Annotated in this window: 10 protein-coding genes; 5 read left to right on the forward strand and 5 right to left on the reverse strand. The window is 34.6% G+C overall.

The annotated features are described in order from the left end of the window. Positions 1–159: 159 nt before the first annotated feature. The 3 genes from K5Q14_RS01870 (at position 160) to K5Q14_RS01880 (ending at position 4,318) form a co-directional block, all read left to right on the forward strand. A complete protein-coding gene (locus K5Q14_RS01870) occupies positions 160–2,577 on the forward strand; it encodes an McrB family protein (protein WP_246587512.1) in 2,418 nt (805 codons plus the stop codon). Positions 2,578–2,579: 2 nt separating this feature from the next. Further along, complete coding sequence (locus tag K5Q14_RS01875) at positions 2,580–3,851, forward strand: McrC family protein (RefSeq protein ID WP_220734129.1); 1,272 nt, start codon at positions 2,580–2,582, stop codon at positions 3,849–3,851. Between the two features lie 161 nt (positions 3,852–4,012). After that, entirely contained in the window at positions 4,013–4,318 is a 306-nt protein-coding gene (locus tag K5Q14_RS01880; RefSeq protein ID WP_220734130.1) for a hypothetical protein, read from the forward strand. A 250-nt stretch (positions 4,319–4,568) separates the two neighbouring features. On the opposite strand, the gene K5Q14_RS01885 is transcribed toward K5Q14_RS01880, so the two are convergent. The 4 genes from K5Q14_RS01885 to K5Q14_RS01900 form a co-directional block, all read right to left on the reverse strand. Then, positions 4,569–4,838, reverse strand: coding sequence for a type II toxin-antitoxin system YafQ family toxin (locus K5Q14_RS01885; protein ID WP_220734131.1), 270 nt, complete (start codon positions 4,836–4,838; stop codon positions 4,569–4,571). Beyond that, positions 4,828–5,097, reverse strand: a complete 270-nt coding sequence (locus K5Q14_RS01890) for a type II toxin-antitoxin system RelB/DinJ family antitoxin (protein ID WP_220734132.1) — start codon at positions 5,095–5,097, stop codon at positions 4,828–4,830. The genes K5Q14_RS01885 and K5Q14_RS01890 overlap by 11 nt, the downstream gene beginning before the upstream one ends. 563 nt (positions 5,098–5,660) lie before the next feature. Beyond that, the gene (locus K5Q14_RS01895) at positions 5,661–6,620 is read right to left on the reverse strand and encodes a Gfo/Idh/MocA family protein (protein WP_220734133.1); all 960 of its coding nucleotides are present in this window, start codon (positions 6,618–6,620) and stop codon (positions 5,661–5,663) included. A 35-nt stretch (positions 6,621–6,655) separates the two neighbouring features. Further along, the gene (locus tag K5Q14_RS01900) at positions 6,656–7,987 is read right to left on the reverse strand and encodes a gluconate:H+ symporter (protein WP_220734134.1); all 1,332 of its coding nucleotides are present in this window, start codon (positions 7,985–7,987) and stop codon (positions 6,656–6,658) included. A 183-nt stretch (positions 7,988–8,170) separates the two neighbouring features. Here K5Q14_RS01900 and K5Q14_RS01905 point away from each other — a divergent pair, with 183 nt between their 5' ends. Together K5Q14_RS01905 and K5Q14_RS01910 are read left to right on the forward strand one after the other, a co-directional pair. Next, positions 8,171–8,950 carry an SDR family oxidoreductase gene (locus K5Q14_RS01905; RefSeq protein WP_220734135.1) on the forward strand — a complete coding sequence of 260 codons (780 nt, stop codon included), beginning with the start codon at positions 8,171–8,173 and terminating at the stop codon, positions 8,948–8,950. Positions 8,951–9,074: 124 nt separating this feature from the next. Further along, on the forward strand, positions 9,075–10,046 hold the full coding sequence (locus K5Q14_RS01910) for a LacI family DNA-binding transcriptional regulator (protein WP_220734136.1): 972 nt from the start codon (positions 9,075–9,077) through the stop codon (positions 10,044–10,046). 180 nt (positions 10,047–10,226) lie between these two features. Here K5Q14_RS01910 and K5Q14_RS01915 read toward each other — a convergent pair. Then, on the reverse strand, positions 10,227–14,470 hold a 4,244-nt coding region (locus K5Q14_RS01915), incomplete at its 5' end, for a glycoside hydrolase family 70 protein (RefSeq protein WP_220734137.1).

A 14,470-nucleotide genomic window follows, 5' to 3' on the forward strand; every position in this document is an offset into this window, starting at 1 on the left:
ATGTTGGGTTTAATTTCCCTACATTGTTGCTCTTTATGAGCTCAAATTACTCACTACGTTTATTGCTAGTGTGATAACCATTTTATTTAGTATAAGAGAATCGAGTACTGCTTGTGGTAAAATGAGTGTATATGAAGATTTGGCAGGAGCGAATAGACTATGACGACGGAAAAATTGGTTAAATACATTTACGATACACCGCTGGAAGAAACTAAATTTGATGATGATCAACAAAAGGGCGAACGAGCTTTGATTTTAATGTCTAAATATGGTGATGATCAACAAAATGATTTAGAAAAAAGATTTGGGGATAAGATAAATTTTTCGAATATTAGGACAAAAAAAGCGTTAGAAGTCGCTATGTTAATTGAAAAATACAAGAGTAAAATGTCAAGCAATGAACCTAAACGATTACCTGTTACGCTTCAAGAACTTTTGAAACCATATTTTCCAGTAGAGACTAATTTTGAACGAGTTAAGATTATCCGTCACCCATTTAATCAGTGGGAAAAAGATGGAAATTCAGACTATGTTGAGTATCAAAAGCGTCAAAATAAACCTATATTTAATGATGTTGATTTTGTCGTTACAACAATTGGCTTAAAAGGTAAGGGTGAAGCTAGTACATTTGTAGGGGTTTATAAAGTTAAGTCTTCAGAACAGCACGATTGGGAAAATCCTAGTACAAAAGAAAAGCTAGAAAACATGTATTTTTACGATCTAAGCAAATTGTCTGGTTTTGAAGAATACGAAAGCAGCGTTGTGATTGATTTTTCAGGAGCGATTAAGTGGCATCAATATTGGAAAAACAGAAAATATATTATTGACGAATTTAATCTCGAACAATATAAGACGCATAGACTTACTGAAATCATGCAGGAATTAGTAAATTTTAGTGACTGGGCGTACACAGAAAACAATGGTAATTATTCAGGAGAAAAAGCTTCAACTAATAAATTCATAGAGGGTTATAAGAAAAAAGTAGAAAACTCAGGTATTTATGTTGCTGGCGTTCGATTTGGGTGGAACTTCAATAAAGCATTTGGTGGAAGTCAGATGCGTACTAATGGGTATATTAATGATTACGAAAATAATATCGTATATGATCGTACCAACGAGAACGATAAAAGGCTCAGAGTTGAAGTGTTTACTGGCAGCGGTAGAGAAAACTATAAGACTAAAAATTTAATCGAAATAAAAATTGGTGATGGTTCGCCATCATTAGAGCAAATCAAAGAAATCGTAAAAGATTATTGGCAATACAAAGAAACTGAAAAAAACAAAAGTGATAATGAAAAGACACCTGCAAGTCCAGGCTGGAACAGAATCCTTTTCGGTCCTCCGGGTACTGGTAAAACATTCAGCATTAAACAATTTAAAGAAGAATTAATTGAAGGGCAAACTTTACCACAACAGGTCATCAATCACGATTCATTAACTTGGAAAGATGCTACTCTATTGGCAATGAAGCAGGATGGTTATCGTTCACTTCAGGTTAAAGATATATCTGAAATTGATTTGCTGCAACAATACGCGAAAACAAAATCTAGTAAAAACGCATATCAGACAATATCGACGATGATACTAAATAATGCAGATGAGAAATCGACAACTATATTAACGCGTAATGGTCTTGATTTGTTTACCAAGGATGAACATGATAATTGGTCGGTTACTGAAAACGGTAAGGTGGTGACAGCTGAAATTTCCAAGGCAATATCAGAAGAAAAATTGAGTGATGAGGACTTCTTTATAAAAGTAGTGACATTCCACCAGTCTTATGGTTATGAAGATTTTATCGAAGGAATTAACGCCGAAACTGAAGATGGGACTATTAGTTACCAAATCAAAGACGGTGTTTTTAAAAAGTTCTGTAATTATGCCAAGCAATATCCAGATAAGAATTTCTTGTTTGTAATTGATGAAATCAACCGTGGAAATATTAGTAAAATCTTTGGAGAGCTCATCACATTGATTGAACCTTCAAAACGACTTGAAGCATCTGAAGGCTTAAGCGTCACCCTTCCATACTCAGGCGATATATTTGGTGTTCCTCAAAATGTCTATATTCTCGGAACCATGAATACAGCAGACCGTTCGATTGCAATGATGGATACAGCCTTACGTCGTCGTTTCGAGTTTAAAGAGATGATGCCAAATTCAAATGTGATCAGACAAGAAATTGGTGACAATGGCGAAGTAGATGGCATTGATATTGCAGCAAACCTTGATGCGATAAATCGAAGAATTGAGTTTCTCTACGATCGTGAACACATATTGGGACACGCATTCTTCTTAGATATCAGTACAATTGAAGAACTTCAAATCATGTTTGAAAATAAGATTATCCCACTTCTCCAAGAGTATTTCTATGAAGATTATGCAAAAATAAAAGCTGTCTTGAATGACACGTTGCAAGTCTATATCGTAAAAGAAAAAGATGATACTGATCTGTTCTCATCAGAATTTAGTGAATTGCAAAATGATAACGAGAATGCCAAATATGCAGTAAATGCTGAGGTATCCATAGAAGACTTTAAAAAGTTTGCCCAAAACATCGTAAAAGTTGGTAAGTAAAGATGGCTCAGAAAAAACGAACAACCTCTATACGAGAGTACGGGCGACTCTATGCTGATGGTGTTAATGTTTATAAACGTGACATTGATGAGTTGCGTGTTTATATTGATGAGCAGAATTCTTCAAATCAAACATCGATTGATGAATTTTTAAAGCCAATTAAAAACGGTGTTCAGGCCAATAATTATGTTGGTATCCTGCAGACAAAAACGGGTCTGACGATTGAAATCTTACCTAAAATTGCTGGAAGAACAGAAGAAGCAACCGATGAACAAGTCCGTAAATTGTTTTTAACGATGCTGAAAACTGTTCGGCACATCAATGGTAAGAATTTCAAGATGACGAACCTTAATACTAAAAAGAATAACTTACTCGAAGTCTTTATCTCGATGTTTTTGAATGAATCAGATATGGTAATCAAGCGAGGGTTGAAATCATCGTATGTTACTGTTCAAAATAATGAGAAATTCCTCAAGGGTAAACTGTTAATGACTCAACATCTTAGAAATAATACGATCAATCAATCGAATTTCTACAACGAGTATGATGAATTTTTGATCAACATTCCTGAAAACCAACTAGTTAAAACAACGCTGGAGTATTTATTGACTAAGAGCCTAGATAATGGCAATCTGAAATTAATTCAGGAGCAGTTGGGCTATTTTGAGTTTGTGGATGTTACTCATATGCCGGAACAAACTTTTCAAAAGATTCAAAATTTTAGAAATTATAAATACTATTCTCAAACATTGGACTGGTGTCTGATTTTTTTGAGTAGAAAATCATTTACTTCATTTAAAGGGTATTCATTGGCTTTTGCGATTTTATTCCCAATGGAGGAAATATTTGAATCGTACATCGCTCATATGACTAAGAAATATTTACCAAACGCAAATGTAAGTGCTCAGGATAAGTCGTACTCACTTTTTGACAAAACACCTGAAACCAAAGCGGGATATCAATTGCGGCCAGACCTAGTAATTCGTAATGATAAAAATGCGATTATTGCAGACACAAAATGGAAGGTTCTCGAATCATATGGTCCGTCGCAAGCAGACTTATATCAGATGTACACCTATTATACAAGGTATTGCCATAAGGCTGAGGCAGTTCAGAAAGTTGTTTTGATATATCCGTATTCATCAAGATATACTGAAAATGAGTTTAGGAGCACTATTAGTGATTCAGAAGTGTTGGGTTCTAAAATCCAAGTGAGATTTGTAGATTTGCTAGGTAGTGATGTGGGTCAACAAATCGCAAAAATGTTTTCATAAAAATCATTTGAAAAGCTTGATATAGTCACATAAACCCGTTCAAGTTATCAACTCAATGGAGAAGGCCATGATAGCTAGTTTTGCTTGAATTATTACTGTCGGCAGATTATAAAATAAAACTGAACACTTGCATAAAAAAGCTGCAGAGGCTTTAATGGTAATTGACTAAAGTCAACCATAAAGGATCTGCAGCTCTTGGTAACATCAGTAACAAAATTCCTCTAAAAGCAACCAAATATTTAGGCACTAAGACACGGAGGTTTAACAATCATTCAGAAACAATCAAAGAGGAGGCAACAATAGAACTCGAGGATGAATTTGATAAAATGGTTCAACCAATTTTCGGGTCAAGTGTCAGTGAAATTGCATCAAATATCATAGATAATTTAACTACACCAAGAGAAATCATCTATGCAATGGATGATGAGTCAAATGATTTACGAATATTTGTAGGAAAAAGCATATAGTTCATATAATGAAAGTAATTCGCCAGCTAATACTGAAATTGGAAAATTACATTGTTTGTTAATGACTTCTAAAATTTCGTAAATTTGTTGGTCATCAATCTGACTAAATAGAGGGGGGTTATCTATCAGTCGACTCAATTAATCTCGAATTTCATATAAATGAGATTTATTTTGATCCCCCAGTGGTCTTGACGGGGGACTGGGGGGCAGATTCCTGCAATAAAAAAACCAACTAAATAATTTAGTCGGTTTAAAATAATTCAGAATGCGATCCCATTGCCGTAAGCGTGAGGACAAGTTCATCTCTTTCATAATGATAAATAAGTAACCAATCAGGTTCTATATGCAAATCACGCTCACCATTATAATTATTAGATAATGCGTGATCTTTATACTTTTCAGGGATTGGCTCTTGTTGGACAAGAATAGTCAAAATTTCAATAAACTTGTTGATGTTTTTATTTGCCTTTACAGCCTTTTTATAACCCTTTTTAAATTGGGTTGTTCGCTTAATCTTCATCGTTCAAATCATCCATTAAATCATGAATCGTGTTAAATGTTTTATAGTTGCCGTTGTTTAACTCATCAATAGCCTTATTGAGTGATGATTGTGCCGTTGGTAAAAACGGTAATTGTCGATCTGCTACAACACGTTTTAAGGTCATATTGAGTAACGTCGTCATATTGAGACCCATTTGGTCCAAAATATCGTCAGCGTCATTTTTTAATGTTTCGTCGACTTTAATCGTGATTGATTTTTTTGTATGTGTTGTTGTCATAATGATTCTATCTCCTTGATTAATTACTTTCTATAAGTTTATTATACAGGAATATACAGCAATGTACATATTAAACATTATATTTAGTATGTAATCAAGGAAAATATGTTCATTATGGATGCCCGATTATTTAACAACATCATATTTTTCTCCTTTATATTTTTTGATGCTCTGCATAAGAATAATAATTATAAGCTACAAAGTGATCATGTAGTGGCAGTCACAGACGCGAGAATAAACGTGCAAAAAATAACCAGTAGGAAAAACTACATCGGTTAGATGAAGCTGGATTTACATACCAAAACAATTCAAGAAGAAAATCGCACGATTAAAAAAGACATCAAACAACTACTTAATGAGGCGCGCGTTGCCGAATTAGATTAGCAGTAAATTCCTTACACTTTAGTTTACATAATATATATTATCGAAAGTAACATTTATTATCAAATGCCTACACTCGCACAAAAAATAAAACTGCAGATCGTTTATGATCTGCAGTTTTTATCTAGTACAAAATAAATCGTTTTATCCAATTAATTTAATAATTAATATCTTGTTTCTAATTAATTAGATTGCCATACAGTTTGAATATTTTGAAAAATACTGAATACATCAGCCGTCATGCGATTAAAACTCTTAATCTGATTTGGGTTTGTAATCGCATTCTCAAAATCTTCAATTTCATATACTAATGCGTCCTCCGTATTACCCGCGATAATCGTCTCATGTTGCTTTGTTTCTGTATGATACAAAGTCGCTTCTTGTGCACGTGGAAATTCAAGTATCCGTATATATCCTTTAGTTCCTGAAATAGTGAGTGCTTTAGGTTGCTTTGCTTGCATCGATAAAGAAATAGTTGCCAATTCATTTTTTGAATTACTAATGATTGTAACTGATTGTTCGTCAACACCTGTTTCAAAATAACTAACGAAAGAATTAATTTGTGTTGGTTGTTCTGACATAAAATAACGAGCCGCCATAAAGGCATAGCCGCCAATATCAAGTAACGCCCCACCTGCTAAATCAGGATTAAAAAATCTATTTTTGATATCATAAGGCTTATGACTACCAAACGTGACATTGATGGTCTTAATATGCCCTAACGCCCCTGCTATCACTAATGATTTAACTTTCTTAATGAGTGGCATGTGCAATAAAGTCATAGCTCCCATCATCATTAATTTTCGGTCACGCGCTATATTATTTAGTTCATCTAACTCATCTCGATTAATCACAATGGCTTTTTCTGCTAATACATGTTTGTCATGTAATAACGCCTGCTTTGCTATCTCAAAATGTGTATTATGCGGTGTCGCAATATAAATAGCATCAATGTCATCATCTAAAAGGAGTTCTTTTAAACTAATAAATTGTTTTTTTATATGGTACTTATCGGCAAACTGTTGCATTTTATCAACATTACGTCCGAATACTGCATATATGTTCTTATCTTTATTCAGAAATGATGCCGCCATTTCATTTGCTATCGTGCCAGTCCCGATTATTGCCCAATTCAATGTCATTTTTTTACCTTTCTAATACAAAATCAATCTCATTTTTAGAAAATAAATGATGCTAACCAAACAGAAATTAACCCTGAGATGGATAAGACACTTGTTAATGTGGTCCATGACAGTAATGTTTCTTTCAAAGATAATCCAAAGTACTCTTTGATCATCCAGAATCCTGCATCGTTAACATGATCTGCAAATACAGATCCTGCACCAACTGCCAATACCATTAAAGCTGGATTCACTCCCGAAGCCTGAACCATAGGTAATACTAACCCCGCACCGGTTATACCTGCAACTGTTGATGATCCAAGACTAACTCTTAAAATAGCAGTGATTAGCCATGCGGCAAATATTGGCGATAGATTACTTGTGGCAAAAATTTGAGAAACATAATCAGCAATGCCACCTTGAACAAGAACTTCCTTCAAAGCACCACCACCACCAATAATCAAAAGCATCATGGCGATTTGTTTAACAGATTCTGTTAAACTACCACTCAACTTGTCAAGCGTTTGCTTACGTCTGATGCCCATAGTGTACAAGGCAAATAGCAAAGATAAAATCATCGCAATGTCTGGACTACCAACAAATGTTACTGCGTTTTTTAGTATACTTTTACCAACCAACAGTGATTGGATAATCGTACTTACTCCAATTAGAATAACAGGCATCATCGACGTCAAAATACTAATACCAACACCTGGTGTATCATCAATATCGAATGCTTTGAGATCCCCAAATATATTTGGCATTGTTTTATGGTAAGCCGAGGGGTACACCTTTTGTAAAAACCAGTTAAATAGCGGTCCAGAAATTATAATTGTTGGAATAGACACAACAATACCAATGAGCAATACTTGACCAATATTTGCATTAAAAATTGCTGTAATTGCTGTCGGACCTGGATGTGGTGGTAAAAAAGCGTGCGCTGTGTTTAATGTAGCAGCCATTGGTATACCCAAATATAACAACGGTATTTTCAACTCATTTGCAATAACAAATAAAATTGGCAATAAAACAACTAAACCTACCTCAAAGAAGAGTGCGATACCAACAATGAACGAAGCGATGACAACAGCAATCTGAATTTGTTTAACACCAAACCTTTTTATTAAGGTTTGGGCAATACGATATCCCCCGCCCGTATCTGAAACCAGTTTGCCTATCATGGCCCCCAAAGCAAAAACAATGGCCAAATGGCCTAATTGAGAACCAATACCTGCTTCGATGACAGCAGGTATTTTTTCTGTTGGAATACCTAAAGATACACCCAGCAGAACTGCTGTGAGCAGTAAAGCTATGTACGTATTTAGTTTTAATTTAACAATCATAAATATCAATAAAATGATAAATATTAATGTTATTAATAGTGGCATAATTCATGTCCTCCAAAATTTACGTAAGCGGTTACGTTATATTAACATTGTAAGCGCTTTCTTTTTAAAAGTCCACACTTGTGTTTTTATTTTTATAGTAGTATTATACAAGTGTACATATTTAACGTAAGCGCTTACGTTAAATTTTATCTCATATAAAACTGATATAAGGAAGAAAACAACATGACATCAGCAGATTTTTCAATTAATACGTTTAGTCTCATTGGGAAAACAGCTTTAATCACAGGTGGCGCTTCTGGACTTGGAAGATACTACTCTGAGGCATTAAGTTCAGTCGGCGCTAATATTTTAGTTGTGTCATATGATGAAAGTGGTTGGACAGAAACAAAGGAGATTGTTGAGTCCCACGGACAAACAATTGATTTTCTCAAGTTAGACATTACCAAAAAAGATGCAGCAAATCAAATTACTAATTTTGTAAAAAGTAGCAGTCAGACATTAGATATTCTCGTTAATAATGCAGGTATGCAAAAGCGTCACGCATGGCAAGAATTTCCAGATGAAGATTGGGATGCAGTACTTAATTTGAATTTGAACGCTGTATATCATATTTCTAAAGCTGCTGCCCTGTTAATGTCTGAAAATGGTGGTGGCAAAATCATCAACATTGGTTCAATGCAGTCCTATCGTGCTGGAAAATTTATCTTTCCTTATACCGCTAGTAAACATGGTGTCGTTGGTCTAACTAAAGCCTATGCAGACGCGTTAGCAGTTCAAAATATTCAGGTTAATGCTATTGCACCAGGATATATTGATACACCAATGACCAAAGCATTGCAAGAAGATGAAACAAGAAATACAGAAATTTTGCAACACATTCCAGCTGGTCATTGGGCCAATCCTACAGAACTTATGGGGACAGTTGTATTTTTGTCTAGTCACGCTTCTGACTATGTTACAGGTATAACGCTCCCAGTTGATGGCGGTTATTTATTAAGATAATCCTTTTATAGTAATCAATATAAACATTGGTAAATGTTCTTTGCAAATGCTAGAATAAAATAGGCTCAGTGTTTTAGAGTATATCTAAAATACTGAGCCTTTAATTTGACTGGTAGGTACTAGTATGACTAAAACTAAAAAATTAACGATCAACGATATCGCTACTAAAGCAAATGTTTCCACTGCTACAGTTAGTCGGTATCTTAATGGTCAATTGAATCAAATGTCCGCAACAACAGCATCCAAATTAAAAAAAATTATCAAAGAGACTGCTTATATTAGAAATTCAGCAGCTGTACAGTTAGCAAAACAAAAGTCGAATCTAGTCGCTGTTGTCGCCTCAAATATTGATGAATATTTTTCTTCTGAATATTTCAAGGGCGTTGTCTCTATTTTGAGTGCACAAGGCTATATTGGCGTGCTTTTTGATTCAAACTCAGATGAAATAACCGAATCTAATCTTCTAGAATCCGTGTACAATCAAAACTTTGCAGGTTTAATTTTGCAACCCCTATCAACCCAGCATCATTTAATTGATAAATTCACCAATAATCATATACCGGTCGTTTTAATTGATAGAGACATTGGCAATGGTGACATTAGTACTGTCACCACAAATAATTTCCAAGTAACAAAATTTGCCATGGAAAGCTTTTTAGGCAAAGGTTTTAAAAAAGTAACTATTATTACAGAACCCGTTAATCGTATTTCAACACGTGTTGAAAGAATTGCAGGCGTGCGCTCAGTTTTTAATCATGCTCAACTTATTGAAGTTGATACAGATCATCTTAACTTATCTGAATTATCTGATGACTTAGATATAAAAAATCCTACACATCTTTTATTTGTTCTGAAAGAACGATTATTAATTCAATTATTAGCTAACACTGATCTTTTGCATGAGCCAAAAACACAACAAAGATTAACTGGTTTCATTGATACTAATATTCCTAAGTATTTAGCACCAACCTACAAATTCATTCAACAATCTCCTTATCTCATGGGTGCTACAGCTGCTGAACTTTTAATGACGCAATTTTCAGAGCAGCAGCCTACTGACATCAAACAGATAGTTATACCGTCACACTTTGAATAATTGATGATTTTGCTATCTGATGACGTATTTTTTAATCAACCATGGCTTCTATTAGCCATTCAAGACGCAAAGATTTTGTCTTTGTGTCTTTTAATTTCAACTGATAACCACCTATCATCATAAAAATCGACCTCTTAGACAAGATAATTGCATCTAAGAAATCGATTTAGAATATCACATTTAAACAGTAGGCTGACTGACCTTAACCTTGCCGTCATTACCAAAATAACGCCATGAGCCATCAGATAATTTTTCAAAATGATCTGTCACCATGGCACCTGAATTAGCATCATAATAACGTGATATACCTTGATTATCAACAACTGTTTGACCTTTTACTTGATGATAATTATCATCAAAGTAAAGATTTTGACCATTAATTGTTTGGTAACCTTTAACTGCTTGACCAGTAGCATCAAAATATGCCCATGAGCCATCAGATAGCTTTTCAAAACGATTTGTAATCATTTCACCAGAGTCTGCATCATAAAATTGTATCTGACCTTGTGAGTTAACTGTCTCATGTCCTTTAATTTGATAGGAATCATCACCAAAATAAAGTTTTTGACCTTTGATTGTTTGATAACCTTTAACTGCTTGACCAGTAGCATCAAAATAGACCCATGAATTGTTAGATACTTTTTCAAAACGGTTTTTTATCATTTCACCAGAATTTGCATCATAAAAGTGAAGTATGCCCTGATTATCAACTTGTTCGTGTCCTTTAACTTGATGATAGTTATCGTCAAAGTAAAGATTTTGACCGTTAATTGTCTGTTGTCCTGTAACAGCTAATCCATCATTTCCAAAATAAGCCCACGATCCATCTGTTAATTTTTTAAATTGATTAGTTAGCATATCACCAGAATCTACCGTAAAGTAACGTAATTTACCGTCTGTATCCGTGATAAATTTATCTTTAACTTGCGTACCATCTTGATTAAAATATTGTATATGTGACTTAATAGTAGTCAAACCTCTAGCCATGACACCATTTTGATCAAAATATCGCCAATCTTTATTACTATCCATAAAGTAATCATTAACAGTTTGCTTGCCTTGCTTATTAAAATAATAAACGTCGCCGTTACTATTTGATAGATAGGCATCTTGTAGTTCAATACCATTAGGTAAGAAATAATACCCAGCATCATTAATCGTTTGAAGACCGTAAAGCATGTAACCGTTTTTATCAAAATAATACCAATTTGATTTTTCATCCTGAATAAATGTATCTTTGGCTTGATAACCACTGGTTGAAAAATATGTCATACCTTTATCATCAGAAACAAAACCGGTGTTAGAAATTTCATTCATCAGTTGTTTAGGCAAAAAGTCGTTGTTTTTGTCCGCCGAACTCACTTGGAAATATTCATTAGTAGCCCAATCCTTTAAGACATAATAGGCGCCACGTCCTTGTATATTACTACCGTTAAAGTATTTTGCTGACCATTCTTGTATCTTTTCACTGGGATCCATAGGGACACCTGTTGAAATTTGATTGGTTGTAAACAACGAAGGATACAATGACTTAATCTTGTCAAGGAATGCACCACCATATAGCTTTTGATAGTCACCACCACCAACAGTCTCAGCTGCGTAAAGTGTTTTATTAATCACTGAATTTTCGTTGTAAACGCCAGAATTATTGACACGTTCTGCTGTCACAATTTGTTTACCAGTTAAATTATAAATCTGATCAGGCACCCAATCAGCCATTGCCTTGATTCCTGTAGCATGCAATGCCTTGATGGCATCACGCAATTGATCAACTGTGCCATACTTTGTTGGTGTATTAAATCCAAGATCATAACGATCAGTAAAAGCATAGCCATTTTGAATAATTGAATCTAAAAAACTACCTTCTGTACTTGATCGATACTGTGGTGGTAACTCAAAACTGGTAATACCCCAACTTTTGTACAAATTTGTGTTTTTAGCAATCATAACGTTTGTATAGTCATTTTCAGTCGTTGGAAAATACTGAAAATTTGAAAAGCCTTCATAGATTACTTGTGAATCTAATGCGGCATTTGAATGTAGTGTTTGGTTATCTTTTACAGATTGACTATCATCACTACTTGTTCTCGCATCTTGTATATTACTTGCACCTACTGGTACCCAAACAGCTAAGTAACCAGAAACCTGTGGATTGGCAACCCCCTGTATGTCCGATTGATTAAATATGAGCTCACCGTTGTTGTTTGTGTATTTGACTAATGATGGATCAGCATCTGCATCCGTTAAATAAGTCACGATACCATTTTTAGTTGTCAGTATTACTGGTCGGTAAGCTTGATTTTTATGCGCAGCGCCCATTTTTAAAATAACTTGATCAGTTGTGCTTAATTTCAGTTCAGGATTATTGCCTTCGATAACAGCAATACCTTGTGTTCGTGTCTCAGCAGTTCCTTTGTCATCTGCTGTCATAGCCCCTTTACCATAACGAACAGATGTTAATAAGCCATGATTGCCTTGTTTATCCATGCTACTATCGCCCGTCATATAGGCCATAGACATTTTTTGTCCACCCGAAACATACTTTAATCGTGACTGCAGTAACGTATTAATGGCATCATAATAAGGCGATTTGTTGGCCATATACTGACCATCATCAGTATAGAGATCACCATAATACACCCGCGGCACTGTATCTTTATTTGTTAATAATAAGGCGTACGTGCTGGGCATATTAAATTGTGTAAACTCTTTGTCTGTTTTTAATTGATCAGCATTATAAATTTTAAAGGCTTGTTCTAATTGATCTATTGTTGGGGTTAACCCATCCGAATTAGCATCAATTTTTTCCTTAATAATTTCAGCAATGACAGTTTGTACTTCACTATCATGTGCCCGTACAAAGGAATAATTAGGCTGTGCTATATTATCAGCTGAATCTGTTGTACGATCCACCAAACTATTTGTAATCAACGGTTCTAAACCACTTCGAATAGCATTACCATTTTGATCAGTTAATGGCATTGTTAAAGAATATTTTAACGCTAAACGCAATTTATTATCCATTGATAATTGGTTGTTTCCTTGATCCTTAACGTATGCCGCATCATTATCACTCCAATCCTCAAGAATTGATAAGTGTTGGTTGGCAGTGGCATCGTTTTTATCAACACCGTATGCAGCTTTCATATAATCTGAGGCAATTTGTAGTAAGTCTGCGTCCACATTATCAACAGCATCCACGCGAATACTATCAAAATTGGCATCGGCATCTTGATTAGTGATTGAGCCAAAGTTCAATAAATAGTACATCCAGTTTAATTGCTCTGCTTGAACAACAGGATTGGAGTTGTCAACATCATTAGCCAATAAGAAGTCATAACCACCCTGTGTTGGATCGATAGAATATGAGGAATAACCTTTTTGATTTGTTGGTGTCCGGTTTAAAAGGCGATAATCAGAATTAGCATCAGGTGTTTTATCACTATTAACATAACGCAATGCCCCACCTTGAAGATGGTCTTTATCATCACCAGTTGTTTGCAACTCACTATTAACATTCCAATTAGATTGGCTATCAACAAAATTAGAAATATCATGCTGTAACCAATCGGTTTGCCCTTCCTGACTAATTTTTTGTTCGATTTTTATTTGAACATCTTGTCCGGCCTGATTGAGTGCGCTCTGGTCATCGTTGTCAGAAAAATCAACTGAACTATCACTCAAACCAATGTTTTTCATATAATTAAGATAATTAACTTGTGTCGCTTTATCTGGCCACCAGCTCATTAGTAGTGGTCGAAAATCTTTATCAGTTGAGGGAGCCCAATTTTTTCCGTTAACTAATATATCTGTCGGACGATACCAACTATCAGCGGTTAAGTAACCATCAATTTCAGTGAAATTATCCTTAGTAGTATTTTCAACAGCGTTATGCGCTGTGAAACTATTGTTTTGACTCGTGAGGCCTTGCTTGAATTGATAATCATTAGTTGGTGATAAAACACCCGTTTCTTTATCAAAGTAAAGTACTTGATCATCAACAACTGTTGTGAAATTTTTCTTTACTTGACCATTGTCATCAATATAATATGTCTTACCATCAATTGTTTGAATATTTTTAGAATGATATTGATTTGATTCTGATTTTTTTATCGATTGATCACTTTCTTTTACCGACGTTGTTTTGTTGGTCTGTGCCTCGGTTTGCGACTTCACGGGTACTGAATCATCAGTTTTAGTAGCCACATTAGCATCTTTTTGATTATTGACTATTTGGCTATTATTAGTATCTTTTTGATCGTTAGCTATTTGGTCATTATTAGTATCTTTTTGATCGTTAACTATTTGGTCATTATTAGTATCTTTTTGATCGTTAGCTATTTGGTCATTATTAGTATCTTTTTGATCGTTAGCTATTTGGTCATTATTAGTATCTTTTTGATCGTTAACTATTTGGTCATTAT

Source organism: Leuconostoc inhae, from assembly GCF_019656015.1.
GTDB lineage: Bacteria > Bacillota > Bacilli > Lactobacillales > Lactobacillaceae > Leuconostoc > Leuconostoc inhae_A.

Bases quoted from the DNA above. Each gene is read 5' to 3' on its own strand.
- K5Q14_RS01875 (WP_220734129.1), top strand. From the start codon at position 2,580: ATGGCTCAGAAAAAACGAACAACCTCTATACGAGAGTACGGGCGACTC.
- K5Q14_RS01885 (WP_220734131.1), bottom strand. From the start codon at position 4,838: ATGAAGATTAAGCGAACAACCCAATTTAAAAAGGGTTATAAAAAGGCT.
- K5Q14_RS01895 (WP_220734133.1), bottom strand. From the start codon at position 6,620: ATGACATTGAATTGGGCAATAATCGGGACTGGCACGATAGCAAATGAA.
- K5Q14_RS01890 (WP_220734132.1), bottom strand. From the start codon at position 5,097: ATGACAACAACACATACAAAAAAATCAATCACGATTAAAGTCGACGAA.
- K5Q14_RS01900 (WP_220734134.1), bottom strand. From the start codon at position 7,987: ATGCCACTATTAATAACATTAATATTTATCATTTTATTGATATTTATG.
- K5Q14_RS01910 (WP_220734136.1), top strand. From the start codon at position 9,075: ATGACTAAAACTAAAAAATTAACGATCAACGATATCGCTACTAAAGCA.
- K5Q14_RS01870 (WP_246587512.1), top strand. From the start codon at position 160: ATGACGACGGAAAAATTGGTTAAATACATTTACGATACACCGCTGGAA.
- K5Q14_RS01905 (WP_220734135.1), top strand. From the start codon at position 8,171: ATGACATCAGCAGATTTTTCAATTAATACGTTTAGTCTCATTGGGAAA.